A 26,397-nucleotide genomic window follows, 5' to 3' on the forward strand; every position below is an offset into this window, starting at 1 on the left:
TATCGGGCTTTTTTCATTCCGGTCGCCCAATATCATAATCCTCCAACTCCAGCTTTTTATTTATAACAAAGTTAAGATTGGATGACGCCACCAATAACTCCTGAATACTATTCACCTGTTCTGCAACTGCGATGTTATCCAAGGTTAAATCGTTATGCAGTTTTAGAATTCGCGTTTCCAAAACCAAGAGACGTGCATTGACGGGCTTGGTATTTATGTTGTCTGGGATATTGGTTTTCATATTGTTTAAAAACGTTTGAAGCGTTACCAAATCCTGAGTAAAAAAAGTCACATCAGCCGTTTTTAAAAATTCAATATGCTTAGACAATTCTAAAAATTCATCCCAATTAGACACAGTTTCTTCGGTGTCTTTACTTAGAATATATTCGTTGTATCTAAAGTCATTAATTGCTTTTGCCGTTAAAGTAGTGCTCTGCTTTTCTGTAGTTGCAGAGGCATCTTCAGACTGGGATTGTTTTGTTTCGCATTGTAAAAACAATACAAAACACATGACAACTAAACTTCGATATATAACCATTGCTACTTAAAAATTTGCGCTGTAAATATAACGAAAGTCCCACGGCCGTATTTTAAAATGCACTGCTAAATTCGTATTAAAACTGGCTTTATTTTTTTAATTATTAAAAACGGAACGGTCAATTCTTAGTATTTTTGAAGGATTAATTTTTAGACAGACGTACATGCCTTCAAAAATTCTAATAATCGGTGCTTGTGGGCAAATTGGCACTGAACTCACCACTGCGCTTCGTGCTAAATATGGCGTTGACACTGTTATTGCGAGTGACATCAATACACGTAATCTGGATTTGGTAAATTCTGGACCATTCGAAATTATAGATGCCAAAAATTATAATGCCATTCACGATTGTTGCATTCAGAATAACATAAAAACCGTCTATCTCATGGCCGCTCTGCTCAGTGCTACAGGCGAAAAGTATCCAATGGAAGCTTGGGACTTAAATATGAATTCACTATTTCATGTTCTTAAATTAGCTCGACTAAAAGTTATAGACAAGATATTTTGGCCAAGTAGTATTGCGGTTTTTGGCCCAACAACCCCTCAACAAAATACCCCACAACATACCATTTGCGAACCAACAACCGTCTATGGTATTACCAAACAGGTTGGTGAACGTTGGTGCGAATATTATCACGACAAATATGGCGTGGATGTTCGCAGTGTCCGGTATCCAGGCATCATTAGCCATAAAGCCATGCCAGGCGGTGGTACTACAGATTATGCTGTAGAGATATATCATAAGGCGATTACCGACAAAGCCTATACGAGTTTCCTGTCTGAAGATACCGAACTCCCCATGATGTTTATGGAAGATGCCATAAATGCTACTATTAAGTTAATGGAAGCGCCAGCAGAAAACCTCAGCATTTGGTCGTCATACAATGTGGCCGCCATCAGCTTTACGCCAAAAGAGGTCGCTGAAACCATTGCTAAGGAAATTCCTGATTTTAAAATGAATTATGAACCCGATTTTAGACAAGCCATTGCTGACAGTTGGCCCTCATCCATCGATGATTCTGTAGCACGAAAAGATTGGAACTGGGAACATCAATTCGATTTAAAAAAGATGACCCAAGAAATGCTAGATAATTTGAAGGCAAAGTACTCGGTCTAAATTCAACATATCTCATTTATTTTAACTTGAAAATCATAACTTAGCGGAAAGCAAACCCGTAATTATGATTACAATTAAGGAATTGGCCAAGGAACTTAGTGTTTCAATTTCTACGGTTTCAAAAGCACTTAACGACAATCCCGAAATCAGTGAGGATACCGTAAAGCGCGTCAAGGAATTAGCAAGGCTCCGTAATTATAAACCCAATAAAACAGCGGTTAACCTTAAGAATAGTAGCACCAAAACTATTGGTGTTATCATCCCTGATATCCTTAATCCGTTTTTTGCAAAAGTTCTTTTAGGCATAGAATCCCAAGCCAACAGCAAAGGCTATAACATCATAACTTGTGTCTCACAAGAAACTGAAGCCAAAGAAAAAGAAAACCTGCAACTCTTAGCAGACGGTACCGTCGATGGCTTTATTTTGGCTGTGGCTGAAGAAACCCAAATCAACAAAACCACCCAGCATTTTACAGATATTATCAATGATGGTTTTCCTATTGTAATGTTCGACCGTGTATCTGATGCCATAGATTGTGACAAGGTCATTATCGACGACTTTGATGCATCCTATCAAGCTACAAAGTTATTGATTGACGAAGGCCGAACCCATATTGTATTACTCAACTACATTAATGAACTCAGTGTGGGCCAATTACGAATACAAGGCTATTTAAAAGCATTAGAAGATAGCGCGAAAGTTTTGGAGCCACATTTAATAACCATTGATAAATCCGAAAGTCTTGACGATAGCATCAAAGCTATGTTTTCCAATGACCCTAAAATCGATGGTATTGTTGCTATTGATAATACCTCCGGAATTGCGTCTCTAAACATTGCAAAATCATTGGATATAAAAGTTCCTGTGAAACTATCCATAATTGGCTTTTCCTCCGACGAGCTCCTCCCCTTTTCCTATCCTAAATTATCAACGGTATCCCAAAATGCGACAGAGATTGGAAAGGTGTCTGTAGATTTATTGGTGGCACGTTTAAGAGACACATCTTTAGAAAAACGTATAGAGACTGTGGCTTTTGATATTAGTGAAAGAGACACGACAAAATAAATCATTTTACTTCACAAAAAAAAAGTCCAACATTTCTTTTGAACTTTCTTGCTCCTCTTCTTGGGCTCGAACCAATCCCGATAGCTATCGGGACTCTGATTAACCGTCTTAATATTGATTGAGTAATTTATCTCTCATTTCGGGATATTTTTTCAAATTCTCAATATAAACTTTGCTCTTCATTCGTTTTATATGAGCTTCTATTGCCAGTCCTTGTCTTTTAGAAATACAGCCTATTTTAAGGTATAATATCCAGTCTGTAGCGTTGTAAGTGTATTTTCTCGCTTCAGGATTTTTATGAAATATTTGCCTCACATTATAGTCAGAACTATATCCGACGTAATACGATTCAATTTTTTAGAATATAGTATGTAACAGCAATGACTCATTAAATTAAAGTAAACAAAAAAACCGATACTTGCGTATCGGTTTTGTTTGCTCCTCTTCTTGGGCTCGAACCAATCCCGATAGCTATCGGGACTCTTATTAATCCCGCAGTTGCGGGACTCTAACCTCACGACGCTTCGGGATGAGCTAAAGAGGAATTTAATTTTCTTTTTTTAGTTTTTATAAGACACTTTACTTTTTTCCTCCGCAAACTCACTTTACTTTTCCAAAGCATAAACTTCTCGCCAATGCGTTCCACAAAAAAAGTCCAACATTTCTGTTGAACTTTTTTGCTCCTCTTCTTGGGCTCGAACCAAGGACCCTCTGATTAACAGTCAGATGCTCTAACCAACTGAGCTAAAGAGGAAGGTTAATTTCGCTTTTAGCGAGCGCAAATATAAATTAAATTTTTAATTGTCACCAAACTAAAATGCAATTTTTCAATGAAAAATTACAATTCTTTTTAGTTGGTAATTGCTTTAAATATGTCGTTTCCATTGGCAAACAATACCAACGCAATTAAGATGAAAAAACCTATGACCTGTGCACGTTCCAAAAACTTTTCGCTTGGCTTACGTCCAGATATCATTTCGTACAATAAAAACATGACGTGTCCTCCGTCTAGAGCTGGAATTGGCAATAGATTTAAAACACCTAGCATTATTGACAAAAAGGCTGTTAATCTCCAAAATGCTTCCCAACTCCAAAATGGCGGAAAAATATCAAATATGGCTTTAAAACCTCCTAAACCTTTGTACGCTCCTGTACTGGGAGTCAATAACACCTTTAATTGGTCAAAGTATCCTGTGAATTCTTCGTAAAACATCTCAGCACCCCCGCCCCAGCTCTGGGCAAAAGTATATTCTCTTCGAGTTACATCAAAATATCCTAACTCTTCGAATCGTCGTTCTGATAACCCAGGGTATATTCCAATTTTACCTTCACCATTCACCTTTAAATCTCTAAGTATTGTATCAGTATCACGCAGAAATTTAGCTTCTACAGTTTGATTTTTGTAACCACTCATTCGTGCTTCCAATTGGTCATAATAGCGTAATTCTTTACCTTCTACTGATAGTAAAACATCACCCTTCTTCAAATCCACTCTAATATTTTGAGAGCTATCGCTTACTTCTGCAACCATAAATGGAATACGTTTACTGAAAAGGCTTGAACGTTTTTTTGAAGACAATTGACCTAAAAAATCCTCAGGAAGAGAAATGTTTTCAATCTGACCTTTTCGCTCAACGGTAAACTCTTTTGCGGTAATTAGGTTTCTAATAACATCCGAATGGGCTTTAACCTCTTCACCATTTACTTTTAAAATCTTATCTCCTGTCCTTAGGCCTACATCGTTTAAAACCTCATTTTCGATCCAATATCCATCTTTAAAACTACTTAAGTCATAATCAGTATTTCCATATGTAAGTGCAACAAAGACGAATATTAAATAAGCCAAAATAAAGTTCACGGTAACACCACCCAACATAATAATAAGACGTTGCCATGCTGGTTTGGAGCGGAATTCCCATGGTTGTGGCGGTTGCGCCATTTGCTCCTTGTCCATACTTTCATCAATCATTCCAGCGATTTTTACATAACCTCCAAGAGGCAACCAACCAATCCCATAAACCGTATCTCCAATTTTCTTTTTAAAGAGCGAAAACTTCACGTCAAAAAAGAGGTAGAACTTCTCCACCTTGGTTTTAAATGCTTTTGCGGGTATAAAGTGTCCCAGCTCGTGCAAAACAATAAGCAGGGATAAACTCAGTAGAAATTGGGATATTTTTATTACAAACTCCATGTATTCATTTTCAAAATTCGATGGACAAAAGTAATCTTTTACAACCACTTAGAAAACCTCTTGTTAATGGCTCCTCTATTTTTAACAGCAGATTATAAATTCTGAAAGAAAACACTTCAAATTCAAGTGATTTTAGCTCTAATTTTAGTGTTAAAACAGACTCGAAAATTGAGTTTGGATTGTATTTTTGCATTTCAAATTAAAGTGTATGTCATTCCTTTCGTTTTTTAAGGACTATAAATACTTCGCCATAGGTTTCGGAATTTTATGTGTGGCCATTATTACGATTATTTATAACGTTTTAAATGTACAGCAACCACTCCCTATATGGCAACCGGCCATGATTAATGCCGAAATGGTGGACGAGGACATTCAGCATAAAATGAAATATCACAAAATTGCTGATTTCAGTTTGACCAATCAGAACGGGGAAACAGTGACTCAGGCCGATTACAACAATAAAATCTACGTTGCCGATTTTTTCTTCACCACATGTCAATCAATTTGCCCCATAATGACGGACCACATGTTGCAAATTCAAGAAGCGCTTATAGATGATGAGGACATCAAACTCTTGTCTCATTCCGTAACACCAGTACGTGACAGCGTTGCAATTTTAAAAACCTATGCTCTAGAAAAAGGCGTGGATGACCGTAAATGGAATTTAGTAACTGGGGATAAAAAACAGATTTATGAACTTGCCAGAAAGAGTTATTTAGCCGTAAAAACTTCAGGCAATGGCGACAAGTATGATATGATTCATACCGAAAACTTTATGCTTATCGATAAAAAAGGCCAAATACGAGGTTTTTACGATGGCACTGAGCCGACGGACATTGAAAAACTCTTGGCGGATATTGAAATCTTAAAATCCTTTGGCGGGTCTTAAGTTCCCAAATAATTCAAAAGACCTTTTACCGCTAGCAAAATTCTGATTATTTTTGCTTCTTTAAATTCAATCTAAATAAGAATAAGCTTGACACTAGCAGAACTTAAACGCGGACAAAAGGGCATCATCGTAGATGTGTCCTCAGCGAAAATCCCTCTAAAGCTTCTAGAAATGGGGTGTTTACCAGGCAACAGTGTCAAACTGGTTCAAGTAGCGCCATTCGCCGACCCTATGTATCTTAACATTAACGGAAGCCATTTGGCCATTCGTAAAGAAACGGCTATCCACATAAAAATTGAAATGACCGATGAGTAAACAACTCAATGTTGCGCTTATCGGAAACCCAAATACCGGTAAAACCTCGGTGTTCAATGCCTTAACGGGTCTCAACCAAAAGGTGGGAAACTATCCGGGCATTACCGTAGAGAAAAAGGAAGGCATTTGCAAACTACCTAGAGGTGTAAAAGCCCATATTCTCGATTTGCCTGGCACTTATAGTTTGAATGCCTCATCACTCGATGAAAACGTTGTCATAGAATTATTACTCAATAGAAACGACAAGGATTTCCCTGATGTCGCTGTTGTGGTGTCAGACGTTGAAAATTTGAAGCGCAATCTTTTGTTATTTACACAAATAAAGGATTTGGAAATCCCTACGATTCTCGTCATTAATATGGCAGACCGTATGGATTACAAAGGCATTTCTTTAGACATTCCTTATCTCGAAAAACAGCTTAAAACCAGAATTGCCCTCATCAGTACCCGAAAAAATAAAGGCATTTCAGAATTAAAAGAGCTAATCACCAACTATAAAGAGCTTTCTACTCTACCTTGTTTAAATGCCTCTTCTATTGATGAAGATTACTTTAACAACCTGAGAAAGGCGTTTCCAAATCAGCTGTTGTACAAATTATGGTTAGTCATTACCCAAGATGTCAACTTCGGAAAAACTGATAGAAAAACAATTGATGCCGTTGCCAATTTTAAGACAAAGTCTGAAAGTGACCTTAAACGTCTCCAGCAAAAGGAGACGATTAAGCGTTATCAGTTTATAAATGATACGCTTAAACAAGGTCAGACCATCGACTTGGCAACCGCGAAGGATTTACGGATTAAGTTAGACAGGGTCTTAACCCATAAATTTTGGGGCTACCTCATCTTTTTTGTCATTCTGCTAACCATTTTTCAAGCGATTTATGACTGGGCAGAAGTACCCATGGATTTTATAGACAGCACCTTCGCCTCGTTTAGTGAGTGGACGAAAAACGCATTGCCAGCAGGAGCTTTTACAAATCTTATTGCCGAAGGCATTATTCCTGGATTGGGCGGTATCGTTATATTTATTCCGCAAATCGCCTTTCTCTTTTTATTCATTGCGGTATTGGAGGAAAGTGGTTATATGAGTCGTGTGGTATTTTTAATGGACCGCATTATGCGACGCTTCGGACTAAGCGGAAAAAGTGTTGTTCCTCTAATTTCGGGAACTGCTTGTGCCATCCCAGCCATTATGGCCACCCGTAATATTGAAAGTTGGAAAGAGCGCCTCATCACCATTTTAGTGACACCATTTACTACGTGTTCTGCTAGACTTCCGGTATACCTTATTATCATCAGTTTGGTGATTCCCCAAGGTCGAATTTTAGGTCTTAGCTATCAGGCCTTAACCTTAATGCTATTATACCTCATCGGTTTTGGCGCCGCAATAGTATCAGCGTGGATTCTGAATAAAATCCTGAAGATTAAAAGCAAAACCTTCTTTGTGGTAGAAATGCCCAATTACAAGTTGCCTTTATTCAAAAATGTGGCCCTGACAGTGTTGGAAAAAACCAAATCCTTCGTGTTTGGTGCGGGTAAAATCATATTAGCCATCTCTATTGTACTATGGTTTTTAGCCTCTTATGGTCCAGGAGACAACTTCAGAAATGCGGAACAAATCGTAACTGAAAAATATGCTAATGTCGATATGTCTGAAGAAGCCCTTCAACAAGAAATTGCTTCCCATAAATTAGAACATTCCTTTATTGGTATTACTGGTCGTACTATTGAACCAGCGATTAGACCTTTGGGATACGATTGGAAAATCGGGATAGCTATCGTTAGTTCTTTCGCTGCGCGTGAAGTTTTTGTTGGTACTTTAGCAACAATTTACAGCGTAGGTAGCGACGAAGAGGAAACCATTAAAAACCGAATGGCAGGCGAAGTGAATCCTATTCTCGGCGGGCCTTTATTTAATTTTGCATCTGGAATTTCGCTTTTACTCTTTTACGCCTTCGCCATGCAGTGCATGAGTACCTTAGCCATTGTAAAACGTGAAACTAATAGTTGGAAGTGGCCGATGTATCAGCTCTTCATCATGAGTGCTTTTGCTTATGTTGTGGCTCTGGCCGCCTATCAAATTTTAAAGTAAGCATGAACGAACTTCTTCAAAACATATTGGTTTTTTTAGCGATAAGTGCTTCAATGGTCTATTTGGTTCGAAAATTCATCTGGAAACCAAAAAAGAAAAGTGCCTCAGGTTCTTGTGGTACTGATGATTGTGGGTGTCACTAGTTCCCGCAAAGGCGGGAATCTCATTATCGGAAAAAGTACTTAGCCTTTTAACTTAAATATTTGACACAACCCTTTCGTCTTTATCCTCCTGTGGCGAATAAATCCACCTTCCCTAAACTAGGGTAGGAATTTTAAATTGCACTTAATTTCAAAGCTCCCAAACACCAACCCGCAAAATATATTCCGACGGCTTCGTTGGTTTTAAGGCTAAGGGATAAGGACTTAAATCATAAATTTTGATTCTGTAACCATTGACTTCAAAAACGGTTTGGTCCTGAATACTTTGCGAAGCATTCGGATAAACATAAATTGTCTTGGTCTCTATCAACGCATCATCGTTGTATACTTCTAAAAAGACCACAGCTTCTCCCGACCTGTTGCAAATTACATCCTTTGGACATCTAGAATCTATGACTTTGGTGAAATTAACATAATAACCGTTTAACTCTAGCTCATCCTCCAGATACAGGTCATAACTAGAGACTTGAGACCTTATTGACGATGTCAACCCGACCAAAATAAACAGACCAACCACTATTGTTTTCATATCCTAAAGACGAGAGAATAAATACTAAGTGACAAAAAATCAATCGAACACATTCAATTGATAAATTTTAGTTACATTTGAAAACTTTTTAAGTATACTTAAATTTTAATTAAAGCCATTAAAAATGTCAGTTGCTATTGAAAACTTCGTAAAGGCTATATATAATAACGAAAAGCAAGACAGTACGGATACCAAGCCCGGCAATATAGCATCCAAATTGGGTATATCTAGCGCGGCCGCTACAGATATGGCTAAGAAGTTAGATGCGAAAGGTCTACTCAATTATGAAAAATACAAAGCCCTTCGCCTTACGAAAAATGGCGAAAAAGTGGCTCTTAACGTAATCCGAAAACACCGTCTTTGGGAAGCCTTGCTTCATAAAACGTTCGATATGTCATTGCATGAAATCCATCGCGAAGCTGAACTTTTAGAACACGGAACCTCTGATTTTCTTGCCGAAAAAATAAGCGAATACCTAGGTCACCCAAAGTTTGACCCGCATGGCGACCCCATTCCCAATAGTCATGGTGAAATTACCACCAAAGACACGTCTATTTCACTTCTAAATGCAGAAGAAGGTAAGACGTATGTCATCTCTAGGCTAATGAGTACCGACAAAGAATTTTTTGAGTTCTGTGCCCAAAATGGTCTTAAATATGGAAACACCCTAACAGTGGTCAAGCAATTCGCAACCACCAAAATGACACAACTTAATATCTTAAACAATACCATAGTCCTTAATGAGGACTTTACACAAATCATTTACGTCAATGAAACTAATTAATAAACTTTACAATTTTTCTATTTATTGTCACCCAGAGCGCAGTCGAAGGGCCTCAATTACTAGACCATGTTTTTTAATCATTTTTTTAATTTCTTCATTGTCTTATTCTCAGGACATTGACCCTCGTTTTGAAAACCCATTGGTCACTGACCGACCAGACGCTACAGAAGCTTCTTCAACGGTCGGCAAAGGTGTATTTCAGATAGAAACCGGTGGATTTTACGAATCTTTTGAGGCTAATAACATTCAAAATGAACTGTACACCTACAATACAATGCTCATCCGTTATGGCTTGTTAGACCGCATTGAATTCAGAGTTGGGTGGGATTTTGTTGAAGGTATTACTAAGGTCAACAACACTAAACTCGATAATGTTACAAGTGGCTTTTCACCTATTCTTCTGGGTGTTAAGGTGGATATTGTCGAAGAAAAAGGGTTGCTTCCTGAAATTGCATTACTCCTTCACACCAATCATCCGTTTTTTGCTGGTGAAGATTATAAAACCACAAGTACAGGCACGGATTTTCGGTTTTCATTATCACACACCTTGAGCGAACGTTCTAGTCTAGGTTACAATTTGGGTATGTCATGGGATGGCGATACAACACGAGCAAGTTACCTCTACACGCTGGCCTATGGTTATAGTTTATCAGATAAAATAGGTGCTTACGTGGAAGTTTATGGCTACTTACCTGAAGGATTGAGCTTTAACCATTATTGGGACGCGGGGTTCACCTATTTAGTAAACAACAATTTACAGTTCGATGCCTACTTTGGAACAAGCCTCACCGAAGGCCAAGATATCCTACTCGGTTTAGGCGCCAGTTTTAGAGTATTACCTTCAAAACAGAATTAATCATGAAACGATTTATAGCACTCACTTTTATCACGTTCTTGTTCTTCAATTGTAAAAACGAAAAGGAAGACAATGGCAAACTCAACGTGGTCACCACTACAACCATGATTACCGATTTGGTGAAAAACATCGGTGGCGACAAGGTTAATCTTCAAGGATTGATGGGTTCTGGCGTAGACCCGCATTTGTATAAAGCCAGTGAAGGCGATGTTTCTAAATTGGTCAATGCCGATATTATCATTTACAACGGACTTCATTTGGAAGGTAAACTCGTTGAGGTTTTCGAGAAAATGGAGAGTAAGAATAAAGTGCAATTGGCCTTAGGCGAAAAGCTTGACAAATCGGGCTTAATAGGCTCGGATTATTTTGCCTCAAATTATGACCCACATGTTTGGTTCAATATTGCATATTTCAAGGAATTTGCTATTCAAGTTGAAAAGACCTTATCTGAAAACGACCCAGATAATGCTGAAACGTTCAAAACAAATTTGAATACTTATTTAGAAAAGCTCACGCAACTCGAAGCAGAAATAAATTCAGTCATAAGTACACTTCCAGAGGACAAACGAATTTTAGTTACTGCGCATGATGCCTTTAATTACTTCGGAAAGAATTACGGATTCAATGTTGTTGGTCTTCAAGGTTTATCCACCGCTACTGAAGCTGGTGTTCAAGATGTTCAGAAGTTAGCCAAGTTTATAATTGAAAATAAGGTCAAAGCCATTTTTGTAGAAAGCTCTGTACCACAGCGGACCATTGAAGCGCTTCAAGCTGCTGTGAAATCGAAGGGTACTAATGTGGATATTGGAGGAACACTTTACAGTGATGCTTTAGGCAACGCCGGCACGGCTGAAGGCACCTATATTGGTATGTTTAAATATAACGTGAACATAATAGTGAACGCTTTGAAATAAAACCAAGACCTGTCAGGTTTTCAAAACCTGACAGGTCTGAAAATTAAAATGAAAAAAGAAATAGAAAATAATGAAACCCCTACTCCCGACGACATTCGGGACTCAGGTGTACTGGCAGTAAAAGTAGACGACCTCACCGTAGCCTACAACTACAAACCTGTACTCTGGGATATTGATTTGGAAATTCCCGAAGGGGTTCTTATGGCCATTGTTGGGCCAAACGGTGCAGGAAAATCGACCTTAATAAAAGCTATTCTAGGGATACTAAAACCGATTGCTGGAAGCGTTCAGATTTATGGAAAGTCTTATGAAGAACAGCGGTCTTTAGTTGCCTATGTACCGCAAAAAGGCAGTGTGGATTGGGATTTTCCTACTACAGCTCTAGATGTTGTCATGATGGGCACTTACGGAAGCCTTGGCTGGATAAAGCGTCCTGGGCAAAAAGAGAAGAAAGCCGCACTCGAGGCTCTAGAAAAAGTAGGTATGCTCGCCTTTAAGGGCCGACAAATCAGTCAGCTTTCTGGAGGACAACAACAGCGTATTTTCTTGGCCAGAGCGTTGGTGCAAAACGCATCGATTTATTTTATGGATGAACCTTTTCAGGGTGTTGATGCCACAACGGAAATCGCTATTATTAACATATTAAAAGAATTGAGAAAAGCAGGAAAAACAGTTATTGTTGTTCATCACGATTTACAAACCGTCCCAGAATATTTTGATTGGGTGACCTTTTTAAACGTGAAGAAAATAGCCACAGGCCCTGTAAAGGATATTTTCAATGATGATAATTTAACCAAAACATACGGGATTAATTATAAAGTGAGTATACAAGAGTAAGAAGACAAGCCCCCTAGCCCCCAGATGGGGAATTCACTAGTCCTGCAAGGCTTTTAGAACCTTGTAGGTATTATTAAATAAAAATTGTGAAACGTAGGATAATCCCGAAGTTTCGGGACTGCTTTCGCAGGAATTTATGAACATACAAGACTACATAGAACTCGTTTTTACCGACTACACCCTACGAACCATAACACTGGGAACGGCAATACTCGGTGCCGTAACAGGAATGCTCGGCAGTTTCGCTGTACTCCGTAAACAAAGTCTCTTGGGTGATGCCATTTCTCACGCGGCGCTACCCGGAATTGCTATTGCTTTTTTATTAACGGGAGCCAAAGACAGTAATGCACTTTTATTGGGCGCATTAGTTAGCGGTCTCATCGGGACGTTTTGGATTAGAGGTATCGTGAAAAAGACACACTTAAAATCGGACACGGCACTTGGGTTAATTCTATCCATATTCTTTGGTTTTGGGATGTTGTTGCTCACATTTATCCAAAAACAACCGAATGCCAAACAGGCCGGGTTGGATAAATATCTATTTGGACAAGCAGCAACATTGGTGGAGGCCGATGTTTGGTTAATGGCCATTGTTACAGGAATTTGTCTGGTGGTTTTATTACTCTTTTGGAAGGAATTCAAAATCCTCTTGTTTGACGCCGACTATACCAAAACGCTAGGATTTAACACCAAAACCATCGATGTTTTAATTACCAGCTTTATTGTTTTGGCAATTGTTTTAGGACTTCAAACTGTAGGCGTAGTGTTAATGAGTGCTATGTTATTGGCGCCAGCAGCAGCTGCGCGACAATGGACCAATAGCCTTTCTAAAATGGTTGTTTTAGCGGCACTTTTTGGCGCGTTTTCAGGCGTTTTTGGAACGGCGATTAGTGCCAGCCAAAATAATCTATCCACTGGACCGGTTATTGTCATCGTGGCAACCATATTCGTGATGTTTTCATTTATTTTTTCGCCTTCACGTGGTTTGTTGTTTAAACAACTCAGGATTATAAAAAACCGACGCGATTTAGAACTCTTCAAGACCTTAGCTTTTATGCATCAAATTGCAAAAACCCATGACGATTTATCCCATCCACATACTATTAAAATTTTAAACAATTTTCAAGGCTACACCAAAGCTACGTTGAACGAACTGGTTGAGCGCAACTGGGTGGAGCTAGAAGGTAACATGTGGAGCCTCACGGAAACAGGATTTAAAAAAGCGGCCGATTTGTACAATCAACAATCTTCAGACGATGAATAGCGCACAACTCGAAATTCAGCTTATCGCCAGTTTGGTCGCCGTTGCCTGTGCCATACCGGGGACATTTTTAGTCCTTCGGAAAATGGCTATGATTAGTGATGCTATTAGCCATTCTATTTTACCGGGAATTGTTTTGGGCTTTTTCATTACGCACGATCTTAACTCGCCAGTTTTAATTGTATTGGCTGCACTTACAGGTATCATCACAGTTGTATTGGTAGAGTATATTCAAAAAACCGGATTGGTAAAAGAAGATACAGCCATAGGCTTAGTGTTCCCCGCTTTGTTCAGTATCGGTGTTATTCTAATTGCCAAAAATGCCAACGATGTCCACCTCGATGTGGATGCCGTACTATTAGGCGAATTGGCTTTTGCACCCTTTGACCGACTGGTTGTTGGCGACGCCGACTGGGGTCCAAAATCCCTTTGGATTATTGGTGTCATTTTGTCCATCACTATCGGATTGTTAATTGCGTTTTTTAAAGAATTGAAAATTAGCACCTTTGATGCTGGTTTGGCTTCAGCATTGGGTTTTACGCCTGCAATTATCCATTACGGATTAATGACCGTGTCTTCAGTAACTACAGTTGGTGCTTTTGATGCCGTTGGTGCTATTTTGGTGGTTGCGTTAATGATTGCACCTGCAGCAACCGCCTATTTATTGACCACCGATTTAAAGAAAATGCTGGGCTTGGCTATTAGTTTTGGCGTGCTGAGTGCTATTGCCGGTTATTGGTTTGCGCATTGGTTAGATGCCTCCATTGCAGGTTCCATCACAACAATGCTTGGGTTTATCTTCCTTTTGGTATATCTCTTCGCACCAACAAAAGGAGTGATTGCCGTGCTATATAGAGAAAAACAGCAACGCCGTGAGGTATCTCTCATTACGTTTTTACTTCATCTTAAAAATCATAATGAACTCGAAGAACGCCATGTCAACCATCTGCGAGAACACATTAATTGGCAAAAAGTAAGAGCAAAGAGCGTGTTGGATTTAGCCTTAAAAAATAATATGATTACGATTGACTCGGACATCGTTTCACTCACAGAAAAAGGGGATCTTTTTACATCAAAAGCGATTGATTATATCATCACCAATGAAGACGCTCAAATTGAAGACATTAAAGATGATTTCTTTTTGTTTCGTGGATAATCTTAATTTTGAAAGCGAATACCAATCATTCCGACAAACCTTCAAACTAAACCATGAAATTTATAGATTACGTAACGGGTCAAGGTGGCTTAATGCTTTTGGGCTTGATTGTGGTATTGGTACTTTTAATCCGAAAGTATAAAGAGAAACGCTACTTTAAACACATTGAAAAGAGTGATAAAATCAAGAAGGAATCTGATTCCAAGTCTTGATTACCTAGCACAATTAACGCATAGCAAGCTTTGAGGTCTAATAAATATTCTTCCCAACGGAATAGTCTGTTTGCATTTTACACAAATCCCGAAATCTGGTGTACCTACATTCTCCAATACACGTTTAAGATTAGACAATTTGGCTTCCGCCTGACGTAACGAATTTTCATTAACGCTTTATTATTAATCGCATCCATACGACTTACACGTCCAATGGCATCATTGGGAGAAATAGGTTTAGTCAATTCTTGTAAACGTAAAATCTGCGCTTCGGTTTGAGCAATTTCTTCTTCGAGTTTGGCTTTAATTTCTTCTGAAGTCATTTCAAATTACTTAAACCCACGTTCTTTTTGAATATGCTCATAGGCCTGTTGCACCTGTCTAAATTTCTCTTCAGCTCCAGCTTGGTGCTCCTTTCCTAAGTGGCTTACACGATCTGGATGGTATTTTTTAGCCATGCGTCGATACGCTTTTTTCACCTCATCGTCGGTTACAGATTTTGAAATTTCAAGGATTTTATAAGCATTATCGCTACTGTTGTAGAACATGGCTTTAATGCTTTCAAAATCACGATTGCTGATATTGAGATAACCCGCAATTGTATAGATCTGTTTCAATTCATCCTCAGTGACAATACCGTCGGCTTTCGCAATTCCGAATAAAAAATGTATCAACTGTAAACGTGAGGGGTGATCCATCATCACTCGGATTTGCGTGCATACTTGTCTGGTAGAAATAGTTTGCTTCGTGACGTTTTTGAATAACTTAAAGGCGTGATTGGCGCGTTCCTTCCCATACATATTAGTAAACTGCTGACGAACAAAATCGAGTTCGCGTTGATCCTGCTTACCGTCTGCTTTTATCACAATGGACGCCAATACCAAAAGACTGACTTCAAAATCGCCAGACTGTGTTCTTGGTCGTTGTTGGGATTGGCTGGTGCGTTGCTGTCTATAGGGGTCACGTGATCCTCGTCTGTCGGATTGACGTTCCCCTAACAACGGGCTTCCGTCACCATCGGTTATACCGTCAACAATACCGCCCAGGGCCATGCCAATTATTGCTCCGAGAGGACCTCCAAAGGACCAACCGATAGCAGCACCTATCCATTTTGAAAAACTCATGCTTTAATAGATTTTATCAATGTGTAAATCTGCTTATCTTCAAGTTCATTTTTCTTTTAAACGTTCATGCAGATTCACGAGGACAAAATTATAACTTTAAAAATTGTCCCGAGTAAATATACCATTTGTTAGTATCACCGCATCCTGATTTGTTAGAGATGTGGTATCTTTGCCACTCAAATCAATAATAATTTAAACACACATATATGTATCCAGCAGAATTAGTAAAACCGATGCGCGAACATTTAACCAGCGCGGGGTTTTCAGAATTACATACAGCAGACGCTGTTGATGCCGCAATTACTGCAGAGGGAACAACCTTGGTTGTCGTAAACTCTGTCTGTGGTTGTGCAGCAGCCAACGCAAGACCTGGGGCTTTAATGAGCCTAAATAATGATAAAAAACCGAGCAATCTTGTCACTGTTTTTGCAGGTGTAGATCGTGAAGCTACAGATAAAGCGAGAGCACACATGGTACCGTTTCCTCCGAGCTCACCGAGTATGGCTTTGTTTAAGGATGGTGAACTTGTACATATGCTAGAGCGTCACCATATTGAAGGTCGCCCTGCAGAATTGATTGCCGAAAACCTTATGGACGCTTACAACGAGTATTGTTAAAAAGCCTTTCTCCCTAACCCTCTTTCCAAAGGAAAAAGAAAACTCAGGCGGAAAGCTTCCTGAAAATTTATTAAAAACTGTCACCTTGAGTCAACTCAAAATATGGCAGTTTTTTATTTTTACCGTATGACTAAACTTCTGGCTTATCCTTTAACCGTTTTATACTTTGTGTGCTTTGGGTTAACCTTGGTGGTATTTCATCCTATTCAATGGTTTTGCCATAACGTTTTTGGCTACAAAGCCCATAAGGTCAGTGTGGATTGGCTACAGTTTTTCATAATGCGTTGCTTAAACGTATTGGGCACTCGATTCTCGTTTTCAAATCCGCATCAGATTGAAAAAAACAGACCCGTTATCATAGTATCCAACCATCAGAGTATGTATGATATTCCGCCTTTGATTTGGTATCTACGTAAACACCATGTTAAGTTTGTGAGTAAAAAAGAACTAGGCAGAGGCATCCCAAGTGTATCTTATAATCTGCGTCATGGCGGTTCGGTGTTGATAGATCGAAAAGCACCCGTAAAATCCATTGAAGCCATTAAAGCATTTGCAGGACGCATAAGGACAAATCATTGGGCAGCCGTCATTTTTCCTGAAGGTACCCGAAGTAGAACTGGCGAGCCAAAACCATTTAAATCAAAAGGTTTGTTGACGATGTTTGAAGAAATTCCCGATGCGATTGTACTTCCAGTGACAATTAATAATTCATGGAAAACCTTGCGTTATGGAAAGTTTCCTATGGGTCTTGGAGCGCATATTACTTTTGAAGTGCACAAGCCACTAGAGCTAAATCAGTTTGAAGACCGAATTGCTTTAATAGAAACTATTGAACAGCAAATTACAAATGCTATAGTTGTATGAAAGACCATGCCTTAATTGAAGCCACAAAAACATTTGTAAAGTCTGAATTACAAGGTGCTGAAGGCGGTCACGATTGGTTTCATACAGAGCGTGTTTTTAAAAACAGTTTGCTCATCGCCAAGCATGAAAAGGTAGATGATTTAGTGGTTAGTCTAGCCGCACTACTACATGATATTGCAGATGCTAAATTTCATGGAGGTGATGAAACCATCGGTCCAAAAAAGGCCAGACAATTTCTCTTTCAACAAAATGTGGATAGTCAAATTATCAATCATGTCGTGGCTATTATTGAACATATGTCTTTTAAAAATTCCTTAGAGTCTGGAAAAAGATTCGATTCTTTGGAAATGCAGGTCGTTCAAGATGCAGACCGACTCGATGCTATCGGTGCCATTGGTATTGCACGTTGTTTTAATTATGGTGGATTTAAAAATAGGGCACTCTATAATCCTGATATATCACCCAATTTGACTATGAGCAAAGAAGAATACAAAACATCGACTGCACCTACCATCAATCATTTTTACGAAAAACTATTACTCCTAAAAGACCGAATGAACACCAAAACCGGGCGGCGAATCGCTGCTGATAGACATATTTATATGGAAGGTTTTTTAGAACAGTTTTATGCGGAGTGTAATGGAAAGAGCATTTCAAAAAGCAACTATTAATCATCTTTTCGCAGGTGTTTAGCATTATAATTTACTTACAGTACATTGGATCTTTATTAACCCATGTAAATCAATCTTTTCATAGGATTTCGTAAATTTATCTCTATATGAGACTCATCTATGTTTTTCTTTTACTTTGTTCATTTTCGTTTTCACAAAACGAAGCAAATCACTGGTATTTTGGAGAGTTTGCTGGTTTAAGATTTACAGGTGCAGAAAACCCCAGTATTTTATTAGATGGAGAACTTAACACCGGTGAAGGGTGTGCTACTATATCTGACACAAATGGAGATTTGTTATTCTATACTGATGGTATTACCGTCTTCAATAAAAACCATAATGTCATGGAAAATGGGAATGATCTTAATGGCAATTATACTAGCACAAACTCAGCCATAATTATCCCTAAACCTAATTCAGAAAACATCTACTATATTTTTACTACTGATGCTCAAGGTGGCCCTAATGGATTACAATATACGGAAGTTGACATGTCTTTAGATTCTGGCTTAGGGGCAGTGACAGATGACAAAAACATTATGCTGTTTACACCTATATCAGAAAAACTAAGTGCAATACAAAATTCATCTTCTACCGGATATTGGGTCGTGGCCCATAAATATGGTAACAACCATTTTTTATCATATAGAATATCTTCTAATGGTGTAGATACTATTCCCGTAGTTAGTACCGTTGGTAGCCCTATAAATGTTACGGGTGATGGTTTTACCACGCTTGGTCAAATGAAAATTACTCCAGACGGGAGAAAATTAGTTATGGGTATTCCTAATAGTTCATTTGAATTGTACGATTTCAACAATGAAAATGGGAGTATTAGTAATTCAGTAAGTATAGGTTTTTTTCACCCTACCAGTAATCAATTAGTTACGCAACCTTATGGCTTTGAATTTTCTCCGGACGGCAAATTACTTTACGTTTCCTCTGGTTCTGGAATATTTCAATTTGATATTACAACTACAGCTGGGATACTCGATTCTCAATATACCGTAAAGTTAAATACTGATTCTACCTTTGGATATGGCGGGTTACAACTTGCTCCAAATGGTAAAATTTATGTTTCAGAATGGGATAATTCTTTTTTACACGTCATAAATTCACCGAATAATCTACAAGAAAATTGCAACTATGAGGAAGACGGATTGTATCTAGGTGGTAGAAAATCTTTATTAGGCCTTCCTCCGTTTATTCAATCTTTCTTTTATTCAGGCTTTCAGGCTGACAATACATGTGAAGGCGAGATAACTTTGTTTAATGCCAATATCGGCGAGCCTTATGACAGTATTTTATGGGATTTTGGAGATGGAAATACGTCAACTACTGAAAATCCAACACATTTTTATGATACAAGCGGGAATTACGAAGTGACTTTAAGTATTAACTCCAATGGTAATACTTATAATCAATCAAGAATAGTTACCGTCAACGAAATTCCTATAGTTGAAAGTATAGTTGAATTGAGTCAATGCGACAATGACTTAGATGGAATAAGCAGTTTTAATCTTAACGAGGCATCATCTTTAATCTCTATAAATCATGAAAATGAAAACATTACGTTTTATGAAACTCTAATCGATGCAGAAAACAAAACAAATATCATTACTAATATTTCAGCCTATACAAACGAAATACCAAGCATAGATGTGGTGTTTGCAAGAATTGAAAATGATAATTTTTGTTTTAGTACATCAATTGTAAACTTATTAGTATCAACAACACAAATTCCAGAGAATTTTTTGATAAACCTGTACTCATGTGATGAAGGATCCAATGAAAATTTAGGTATTGCCTCATTTAATTTAAATTCTACTATCGTAGACATAAAAAATCTGTTTCCAACAGAACAAGAATTGTCAATAACTTTCTATAGAAATATCCCAGACGCTCTATTAGAATCTAATACTATTATCAATACTTCAAACTATAGAAATATAAATTCTCCAAATGTTGAATATATATATGTTAGAGTAGAAAATAGTATAGATAATAGTTGTCTAGGAGTTGGACGCCACATAAAGCTAAATGTTTTGGATAATCCTGTTTTCGAAGAATTACCTGAACAAATTTTTATTTGTAGCAATAGCACTATAGATTTAATTGCTGATCAGGGATATGATAGCTATTTATGGTCTACTGGAGATGCAACACAAATTTTAAATGTCGATCAAGCTGGGGATTTTACATTAACAGCATCGTTAATTTATGATGATGTTGCTTGTGTTACGGTAAAAACAGTTACTGTTTTTGAATCAGAAACTCCAATAATAAGTGATATCGACATAGTAGACTGGACTAACAACAATAATATTATTACTGTTTTAACACAAAACAATGGTGACTTCGAATATTCAATAGATGGAATAAACTATCAAGACGAAAATTATTTTAATAATTTACAAGCTGGTGCCTATATAGTATTTGTAAGAGATAAAAATAATTGTGGGCTCGTAAGTAAAGACGTTTTTTTATTGAACTTTCCAAGGTTTTTTACGCCAAACGGAGATGGAGTTAATGATTTTTGGCAATTAAATAACGCTACTCAAGAACCTCTAAATATCATTTATATATTTAATCGTTTCGGGATGTTAATAACAGAACTTAGTGCAAATCAAAGAGGGTGGGATGGAACATTTAATGGAAAAAAATTACCTACAGCAGATTATTGGTTTATTTTGGAAAGACAAAATGGATTAACTTATACTGGTCATTTTACATTGAAAAGATAATATTAAAATAACTTTAATTGTTCATCTTTATATTGTTCATGCAATTCACAATTCAATCTGGGCATTGCTTTATTTTTGAAATACTTCTGTCGCGCTAAAGCCACCATCATATTTATTTGTTCTGCAATCTTACCTTCACCTCGCATGCGTTTGCCGAAACGACTTTCGTTTAGCGTGCCACCGTGGCAATCTTCAATTTGATGCAATACTTTATCCGCGCGATCTGGTAAAGTTTTATGAATCCAATCTGTAAATATTTCACCGATTGCCCCGTTTAATCGTACGATAGTATGCGCTATACTCAAAGCACCTAATTCTGAAACTTTCTTGGCTAATGGCAATATTTCATGGCTGTTAATGGATGGAATTATTGGCGCCATCATCACCTTGACTGGAATACCATTCTCACTAAGAATTTTAACGGTCTCTAATCGCTTTTTGATGGTTGCCGTTCGCGGTTCTAGAATTCGTCTTGTCTCTTCTGACAATGAGGTAATGGAAATGTTGACGGCAATTAGATTGTCTTTAGCCAATGCCTTGAGTATATCCAAATCCCGAAGAATCAATGCGTTTTTGGTTATAATACCAACCGGATGTTTGTACTTTAAAAATACCTGGAGGCATTCTCGCGTCAGCTCAAATTTCTTCTCTGCAGGTTGATAACAATCTGTGTTGCCAGACATGACGATGGTATTGGCTTTCCAACTCTTCTTTTTTAGAAAGGCTTCCAATAATTTGGGAGCTTCTTTTTTAACGAGAATCCGACGTTCAAAATCCAACCCAGCACTGTAGCCCCAATATTCATGGCTGTTACGCGCGTAGCAATAGATACAACCATGTTCACAGCCTTGATACATGTTCATGGAAAAGGCCATCCCCACATCTGGGCTGGTTACCTTATTGACAATCGTTTTAGGAAATACAGGGAGATAAAGCGTCTTGTTTTTATCGGCCAGTTCACCTTCTTTTTGGCAGTATTCCAGAAAGTCATTGCGTTGCTCATGGGAGAGTTCAAAAAAACGATTGTGAACATTGCGCTGTGCACCCCTACCTTTAATAATGGCCTCATCCTTCATTCTATAAAATTAGAATGAAAATGGGTTGTGTCTAGCTACAGGGTGTAGTTTTAAAAAAAGTTATTTTGATGGCGGAGGTGGAGGCGGTGGTATATTTAAAAAAACAAATTTTTCAAATAATATATGATATTTGAAATAGTCTTCTCCCTTTTCTAAAGCAATACGATTGAATTCGTTGTAAATTTCACTTAAAACCTTTTTGGTAGTTGAAATGGGGTATTGGTCCTCTATATTTAAATTGATTATCGCCGTCTTCATTTTGTCTTCCTTATAATGATGCGTATAAGTTTTTTGGATTAAATCGTCAATGTATTTACCTAAATATTCAATAGGTTGCTTCACTTTAGTTTTACCCCTAGAAGTATATAGCGAATCGTTTTTGATAAAAATGTGATTGACTCTAAAATAGCATAATATATCTGCTGAAATAGGACAAGGTACAGATCCTATCAGATTGTATTCCGTTTTATCATATACGAAACTTAGACCCGATATCTTACGATCACAACTTAATTCTCCCATTCTGTCTATTAAAGTTGAAAAATTTTTAATTGAGTCTAATTGTATTTTTATAAACCTTGGATTGGTCATAACTTCTTTAAACTCTTTCGTATAAAGAATAGAAAGACCCTCCTCTTCAATAGTAATATTTTTTTCATTATTACAACTAAAGAATAAAATTAATGTCAAAAAATTTATGAGTCTTTTCAATTTAATATTTGTTAATTATTCCCCAGGAAAATCCGCCTTACGTTTTTCTAAAAATGCCGTGGTGCCTTCTTTAAAATCAGCCGTCCCAAAGCAGTTGCCAAAGGCTTCAATTTCTGCTTCAAATCCGTTGATACCATCTTTATAGTTGGCATTCACCGCATTGATAACTTGAGCAATAGCAACCGAAGAGTTTCGCATTATTTTAGAGGCAATGGACTCACAGAACTCCATCAATTCCTCTTGAGCCACAACATGATTCACTAACCCAAAAGTATATCCTTTATCCGCATCAATCATACCTGCCGTCATAATCATCTCCATAGCGCGTCCTTTGCCAACCAATTGTGGCAAGCGCTGTGTACCTCCATAACCTGGAATCACACCTAGCGAAACTTCCGGGAGTCCCATTTTTGCATTAACGCTGGCAATTCTAAAATGACATGCCATGGCTAATTCTAGACCACCACCCAATGCAAAACCATTGACCGCCGCTATAACTGGCGTGCTTAACTGTTCTACAAAATCGAACAATAATTCCTGACCTTTAGCCGCCAATTTGCCACCTTCAGCTACATTAAAATCGGCAAATTCACTGATATCTGCCCCAGCGACAAAGGCTTTGTCACCACTACCCGTGATGATGATGACCTTGATACTTTTATCTTGGTCTAAAGCGTCAAAAGCATTGTGCAATTCTTCAATCGTTGCTTTGTTTAGCGCATTGAGTTTACTTGGTCTATTGATGGTTATTGTAGCGATTCCGTTAGATTCCGAAACCAAAAGATTATCGTAGCTCATAGCTGGTCGGTTTTAAATTTTTTTTTTCTGAAAGTTTCTTATTCCTTAGGGAAGGACACCGTAAACATAGTGCCTTCGCCAAATGTGGACGTAAAGTTAATACTTCCGTTGTAGGTTTCCACAATGTTTTTTACCATGGCCAAACCAAGGCCCATACCGCTGGTTTTAGTCGTAAACTTTGGCTCAAAAACCTTAGGCGTATTCTCTTCGGAAATACCGCTACCGTTATCTTCTACGGTAATAAATACAGAATTGTCTTCTGAAAATACCTTAACGTCAATTTTAGGATTTGGGTGGTCTTCCGGAATTGCTTGAATACCATTTTTAACTAAGTTGGTCACCACTCTAATAAGTTGTGTACGGTCAAATTTGGCAATGATTTCTTCAGATGTGGCTTGGAACGTAATATAGTGCTCGTTAAAAATATCCAAAGCCAATTTAACGATGTGTACAACGTTAAGAATTTCGCTCTTCTGTGCTGGCATCTTCGCAAAGTTTGAAAAAGCCGACGCGATGGAACTCATGGTATCAATCTGTTGAATCAACGTACTACTATATTCATCAACCTTTTGATGGATATTATCGTCTGAAGGATCAAACTTACGTTGAAAGCTCTGCACGCTCAATCGCATTGGAGTTAGCGGATTTTTAATCTCGTGAGCCACCTGTTTTGCCATTTCACGCCACGCCTGCTCACGCTCACTAGTCGCTAATTTAACAGCAGATTCTTCAAGTTCATCAATCATACTGTTGTAAGAATTGACCAAGGTTACAATTTCTTCACTCGACGAATCTATTTCAATTTTTTTGTTGCGCTTTTCCAGTCGGGTTTCGTCCATCTTTTGACTTATGGTTTTCAGAGAACGTGTGATATATTTCGACACAAAATAGGCTAGTACAATTGCGGCCAAAATCATGGCCAAATAGGCTAAGCCCAAACGCCCTAAAAATTCTTTTAGTTCCCTCTCGTATAAATCGTCATCTTGTAAATAAGGGATGTTGAGGATGGCAATATTCTTAAATTTTTCGTCTTGTATATAAGTAAATGAAGATTGGAAAACCTTCCCATTTTCTTCAATTTTGCGAACATAGCGGTGCTCGGCTGTATTAGACAGAGCATTTAATACTTCGGCATCTAAACACTCTTGAAGACTATCCCTTTCAAAAGATACTACTGAGCTTTTTAACAGACCGCCATCCAAATCATAAATGTTGACGTGGAGATTATGAACATTCCTGATTTTATAGATTTCGTCCTTAAAAATTAGTGGGATTTTCTCGGTGTTTACCGGGAATGTGGTTTCGCGAATAGTGTATTTGACACTCTCACGAATGTTCTCTTCCTTCCGCTCCAAGCGTTCTTTATGGTATTCTTGCGCCTCTTCATTGTACTGGTAAATCGTCACGGCGGCAATAAGCACAGAGGCCAACAGCACCAGGAGAATCATGGCGGTAAAGATTCGGGCTCGTAAGGATAATTTTTTAAGCTTCATGCTAGGGCTTGAATTCTGCTAAATATAGCAATAATCAAACCAAAAATGCTTGCAACAAATTCCAAATTAAAAGTTTGAAATTTCAAGGTCTTTCGGTGGATTGAAATCTGTATATATCAAGTTTTAGAATTTTGCGCTTGGCTATTTGGCACTTGCCTTTTCCCTGATGCGCTTGTAAATCTTGAAGCCAAGCATCAATAATAATCCTAACACTAGAATGCCCACGACTCCGAAAACCCATGAAAACGCATTTCTGAGCATCACCAAAAAGATAACTGCAAATAGAATAAAGGTGGCACCTTCATTCCAAAGTCGCATAAAATTCGATGATTTTTTTACGATGCCTTGTTGCAATTGCTTGTAATAGCGTTGGGTCATAAGTTGGTAAAGCCAAAGCAATAGAATGAATCCTAGTTTTACCTGCATCCAGGTATCTGTGACGTAAAAAGGGCGTAGATATAAAAGCGTCAGCCCGAAAATTGTGCCTAAAATCGCAGATGGCCATGTAATAATCGTCCATAGTCGTTTGGCCATCAACGCCAATTGCTCGCCCAAAATTTCCTTAGCCGGAGATTCTTTTTCGGAAGCCTCAATTTGATATACAAAAAGTCTCGGGATATAAAATAAACCTGCGAACCACGTGATAATGAAAATCAAGTGGAGTGCTTTGATGTAGTTGTAGTATTCTGCCATATTAATTTCCTGTGAGGTAGTCCAGAAGCTTCGGGTTTACTTGTCATTTATGTTATTAAAAAAAGGGTCTCGACTCCGCTCGACCTGACAGAAGAATTGTCTATTAAAATATTCTAAATACTTTCACATCGAGCACCAATACTCTGAAAATAAATTTTCAACGAAGTTACTTTTTTGAGTAATTCGAGAGATGCCTTTGAAGCAAAAATAAACTATGATTTCTGAAAATTTTTAGAATGTGTGTCATTTTTACAAACAGCTAAGTCTTTCAGTAAATCAAAATCCTCATTTGCTAGAGCCAACTTCTTTTTTCTACTCCATCTTTTGAGTCTTTTTTCAAACATTTCTGCTTGTTCAAATTGTAAAAACTCTTGCCTGAAAATTAATTTTAAAGGTCTTCGATTATACGTGTAGCATTCTTCATTTAAACCAAAAGCATGCTCTTTAAATCTTCTTTCTAAAGTATTGGTAAGACCTGTATAGATGGTCTTGTCTGAACATTCTAGCATATAGACATAATAAAATTTCATGCTTTTGGATTTAGAGTGTCTAAATTTAATTCACAAGATGCTATTGACAAAACGGACTTTGTTTTCAACAAATGCCCGACTTAACAGAAGAACTGTCTATTTAAATGTAATAAACACTGTCACATCGAGCGGAGTCGAGATGCTCTAAACTTCAAAAG

At 37.9% G+C, this 26,397-nt stretch carries 29 protein-coding genes and 1 tRNA gene; 17 read left to right on the forward strand and 13 right to left on the reverse strand.

The window, feature by feature from the left end; translation table 11 throughout:
* Positions 1–13 precede the first annotated feature (13 nt).
* The gene (locus ACFOSX_RS02395) at positions 14–511 is read right to left on the reverse strand and encodes a hypothetical protein (protein ID WP_386096647.1); all 498 of its coding nucleotides are present in this window, start codon (positions 509–511) and stop codon (positions 14–16) included.
* A 190-nt stretch (positions 512–701) separates the two neighbouring features.
* On the opposite strand from ACFOSX_RS02395, the gene ACFOSX_RS02400 reads away from it, so the two are divergent.
* Together ACFOSX_RS02400 and ACFOSX_RS02405 are read left to right on the forward strand one after the other, a co-directional pair.
* Entirely contained in the window at positions 702–1,655 is a 954-nt protein-coding gene (locus ACFOSX_RS02400; RefSeq protein ID WP_386096649.1) for an NAD-dependent epimerase/dehydratase family protein, read from the forward strand.
* A 64-nt stretch (positions 1,656–1,719) separates the two neighbouring features.
* Positions 1,720–2,721, forward strand: coding sequence for a LacI family DNA-binding transcriptional regulator (locus tag ACFOSX_RS02405; protein ID WP_386096651.1), 1,002 nt, complete (start codon positions 1,720–1,722; stop codon positions 2,719–2,721).
* A gap of 680 nt (positions 2,722–3,401) precedes the next feature.
* On the opposite strand, the gene ACFOSX_RS02410 is transcribed toward ACFOSX_RS02405, so the two are convergent.
* Positions 3,402–3,475: transfer RNA gene (locus tag ACFOSX_RS02410), tRNA-Asn, on the reverse strand.
* A 96-nt stretch (positions 3,476–3,571) separates the two neighbouring features.
* Complete coding sequence (gene rseP / locus ACFOSX_RS02415; RefSeq protein WP_386096653.1) at positions 3,572–4,912, reverse strand: RIP metalloprotease RseP; 1,341 nt, start codon at positions 4,910–4,912, stop codon at positions 3,572–3,574.
* Between the two features lie 208 nt (positions 4,913–5,120).
* On the opposite strand from rseP, the gene ACFOSX_RS02420 reads away from it, so the two are divergent.
* The 4 genes from ACFOSX_RS02420 to ACFOSX_RS02435 all read left to right on the forward strand — a co-directional run bounded on the left by ACFOSX_RS02420 (position 5,121) and on the right by ACFOSX_RS02435 (position 8,351).
* Positions 5,121–5,801, forward strand: a complete 681-nt coding sequence (locus ACFOSX_RS02420) for an SCO family protein (protein WP_386096655.1) — start codon at positions 5,121–5,123, stop codon at positions 5,799–5,801.
* An 81-nt stretch (positions 5,802–5,882) separates the two neighbouring features.
* Positions 5,883–6,116, forward strand: coding sequence for a FeoA family protein (locus ACFOSX_RS02425; protein ID WP_386100182.1), 234 nt, complete (start codon positions 5,883–5,885; stop codon positions 6,114–6,116).
* Positions 6,109–8,208 (forward strand): ferrous iron transport protein B, encoded by a 2,100-nt coding sequence (feoB, locus tag ACFOSX_RS02430; RefSeq protein WP_386096657.1) that lies wholly within the window; start codon positions 6,109–6,111, stop codon positions 8,206–8,208. The genes ACFOSX_RS02425 and feoB overlap by 8 nt, the downstream gene beginning before the upstream one ends.
* A gap of 2 nt (positions 8,209–8,210) precedes the next feature.
* Positions 8,211–8,351 carry a FeoB-associated Cys-rich membrane protein gene (locus ACFOSX_RS02435; RefSeq protein ID WP_386096659.1) on the forward strand — a complete coding sequence of 47 codons (141 nt, stop codon included), beginning with the start codon at positions 8,211–8,213 and terminating at the stop codon, positions 8,349–8,351.
* A gap of 148 nt (positions 8,352–8,499) precedes the next feature.
* Here ACFOSX_RS02435 and ACFOSX_RS02440 read toward each other — a convergent pair whose 3' ends face one another.
* Positions 8,500–8,898 carry a hypothetical protein gene (locus tag ACFOSX_RS02440; RefSeq protein WP_386096661.1) on the reverse strand — a complete coding sequence of 133 codons (399 nt, stop codon included), beginning with the start codon at positions 8,896–8,898 and terminating at the stop codon, positions 8,500–8,502.
* Positions 8,899–9,022: 124 nt separating this feature from the next.
* Between ACFOSX_RS02440 and ACFOSX_RS02445 the strand changes: the two genes are divergently transcribed.
* From ACFOSX_RS02445 to ACFOSX_RS02475, 7 genes are all read left to right on the forward strand, one after another.
* Positions 9,023–9,682 (forward strand): metal-dependent transcriptional regulator, encoded by a 660-nt coding sequence (locus ACFOSX_RS02445; RefSeq protein ID WP_386096663.1) that lies wholly within the window; start codon positions 9,023–9,025, stop codon positions 9,680–9,682.
* 97 nt (positions 9,683–9,779) lie between these two features.
* Complete coding sequence (locus ACFOSX_RS02450; RefSeq protein ID WP_386096665.1) at positions 9,780–10,538, forward strand: transporter; 759 nt, start codon at positions 9,780–9,782, stop codon at positions 10,536–10,538.
* 2 nt (positions 10,539–10,540) lie between these two features.
* The gene (locus ACFOSX_RS02455; RefSeq protein ID WP_386096667.1) at positions 10,541–11,452 is read left to right on the forward strand and encodes a metal ABC transporter solute-binding protein, Zn/Mn family; all 912 of its coding nucleotides are present in this window, start codon (positions 10,541–10,543) and stop codon (positions 11,450–11,452) included.
* Positions 11,453–11,500: 48 nt separating this feature from the next.
* Positions 11,501–12,289, forward strand: a complete 789-nt coding sequence (locus ACFOSX_RS02460; RefSeq protein ID WP_386096669.1) for a metal ABC transporter ATP-binding protein — start codon at positions 11,501–11,503, stop codon at positions 12,287–12,289.
* A gap of 136 nt (positions 12,290–12,425) precedes the next feature.
* Positions 12,426–13,553: a metal ABC transporter permease gene (locus ACFOSX_RS02465; protein WP_386096671.1), complete on the forward strand. Its 1,128-nt coding sequence runs from the start codon at positions 12,426–12,428 to the stop codon at positions 13,551–13,553.
* Complete coding sequence (locus ACFOSX_RS02470; RefSeq protein WP_386096673.1) at positions 13,546–14,706, forward strand: metal ABC transporter permease; 1,161 nt, start codon at positions 13,546–13,548, stop codon at positions 14,704–14,706. Before ACFOSX_RS02465 ends, ACFOSX_RS02470 begins: the two co-directional genes overlap by 8 nt.
* A 53-nt stretch (positions 14,707–14,759) precedes the next feature.
* Entirely contained in the window at positions 14,760–14,918 is a 159-nt protein-coding gene (locus tag ACFOSX_RS02475) for a hypothetical protein (protein WP_386096675.1), read from the forward strand.
* Here ACFOSX_RS02475 and ACFOSX_RS02480 read toward each other — a convergent pair whose 3' ends face one another.
* Genes ACFOSX_RS02480 through ACFOSX_RS02490 form a run of 3 tightly spaced genes read right to left on the reverse strand, consistent with a single transcriptional unit; the run spans position 14,919 to position 16,042 of the window.
* Positions 14,919–15,056: a TraR/DksA C4-type zinc finger protein gene (locus ACFOSX_RS02480; RefSeq protein ID WP_386096677.1), complete on the reverse strand. Its 138-nt coding sequence runs from the start codon at positions 15,054–15,056 to the stop codon at positions 14,919–14,921.
* Positions 15,023–15,241, reverse strand: coding sequence for a hypothetical protein (locus ACFOSX_RS02485; RefSeq protein WP_386096679.1), 219 nt, complete (start codon positions 15,239–15,241; stop codon positions 15,023–15,025). The genes ACFOSX_RS02480 and ACFOSX_RS02485 overlap by 34 nt, the downstream gene beginning before the upstream one ends.
* Before the next feature lie 6 nt (positions 15,242–15,247).
* A complete protein-coding gene (locus ACFOSX_RS02490) occupies positions 15,248–16,042 on the reverse strand; it encodes a TerB family tellurite resistance protein (RefSeq protein WP_386096681.1) in 795 nt (264 codons plus the stop codon).
* A 206-nt stretch (positions 16,043–16,248) separates the two neighbouring features.
* Here ACFOSX_RS02490 and ACFOSX_RS02495 point away from each other — a divergent pair, with 206 nt between their 5' ends.
* The 4 genes from ACFOSX_RS02495 (at position 16,249) to ACFOSX_RS02510 (ending at position 20,938) form a co-directional block, all read left to right on the forward strand.
* Positions 16,249–16,659, forward strand: a complete 411-nt coding sequence (locus ACFOSX_RS02495; protein ID WP_386096683.1) for a BrxA/BrxB family bacilliredoxin — start codon at positions 16,249–16,251, stop codon at positions 16,657–16,659.
* Positions 16,660–16,785: 126 nt separating this feature from the next.
* Positions 16,786–17,523, forward strand: a complete 738-nt coding sequence (locus ACFOSX_RS02500; RefSeq protein WP_386100184.1) for a lysophospholipid acyltransferase family protein — start codon at positions 16,786–16,788, stop codon at positions 17,521–17,523.
* Positions 17,520–18,194 (forward strand): HD domain-containing protein, encoded by a 675-nt coding sequence (locus tag ACFOSX_RS02505; protein ID WP_386096685.1) that lies wholly within the window; start codon positions 17,520–17,522, stop codon positions 18,192–18,194. The genes ACFOSX_RS02500 and ACFOSX_RS02505 overlap by 4 nt, the downstream gene beginning before the upstream one ends.
* A 107-nt stretch (positions 18,195–18,301) precedes the next feature.
* A complete protein-coding gene (locus tag ACFOSX_RS02510) occupies positions 18,302–20,938 on the forward strand; it encodes a T9SS type B sorting domain-containing protein (protein WP_386096687.1) in 2,637 nt (878 codons plus the stop codon).
* A 2-nt stretch (positions 20,939–20,940) separates the two neighbouring features.
* On the opposite strand, the gene ACFOSX_RS02515 is transcribed toward ACFOSX_RS02510, so the two are convergent.
* The 6 genes from ACFOSX_RS02515 to ACFOSX_RS02540 form a co-directional block, all read right to left on the reverse strand.
* Positions 20,941–22,014 (reverse strand): PA0069 family radical SAM protein, encoded by a 1,074-nt coding sequence (locus ACFOSX_RS02515; RefSeq protein ID WP_386096689.1) that lies wholly within the window; start codon positions 22,012–22,014, stop codon positions 20,941–20,943.
* Positions 22,015–22,074: 60 nt separating this feature from the next.
* Positions 22,075–22,725 (reverse strand): hypothetical protein, encoded by a 651-nt coding sequence (locus ACFOSX_RS02520; protein WP_386096691.1) that lies wholly within the window; start codon positions 22,723–22,725, stop codon positions 22,075–22,077.
* Positions 22,726–22,740: 15 nt separating this feature from the next.
* On the reverse strand, positions 22,741–23,523 hold the full coding sequence (locus ACFOSX_RS02525; RefSeq protein WP_386096693.1) for an enoyl-CoA hydratase/isomerase family protein: 783 nt from the start codon (positions 23,521–23,523) through the stop codon (positions 22,741–22,743).
* Positions 23,524–23,561: 38 nt separating this feature from the next.
* Entirely contained in the window at positions 23,562–25,016 is a 1,455-nt protein-coding gene (locus ACFOSX_RS02530; protein WP_386096695.1) for a sensor histidine kinase, read from the reverse strand.
* 141 nt (positions 25,017–25,157) lie between these two features.
* Complete coding sequence (locus ACFOSX_RS02535) at positions 25,158–25,709, reverse strand: CopD family protein (RefSeq protein ID WP_386096697.1); 552 nt, start codon at positions 25,707–25,709, stop codon at positions 25,158–25,160.
* A 212-nt stretch (positions 25,710–25,921) separates the two neighbouring features.
* Positions 25,922–26,239: a GIY-YIG nuclease family protein gene (locus ACFOSX_RS02540; RefSeq protein ID WP_386096699.1), complete on the reverse strand. Its 318-nt coding sequence runs from the start codon at positions 26,237–26,239 to the stop codon at positions 25,922–25,924.
* Positions 26,240–26,397 lie beyond the last annotated feature (158 nt).

This window comes from Winogradskyella maritima (assembly GCF_042650215.1).
GTDB lineage: Bacteria > Bacteroidota > Bacteroidia > Flavobacteriales > Flavobacteriaceae > Winogradskyella > Winogradskyella maritima.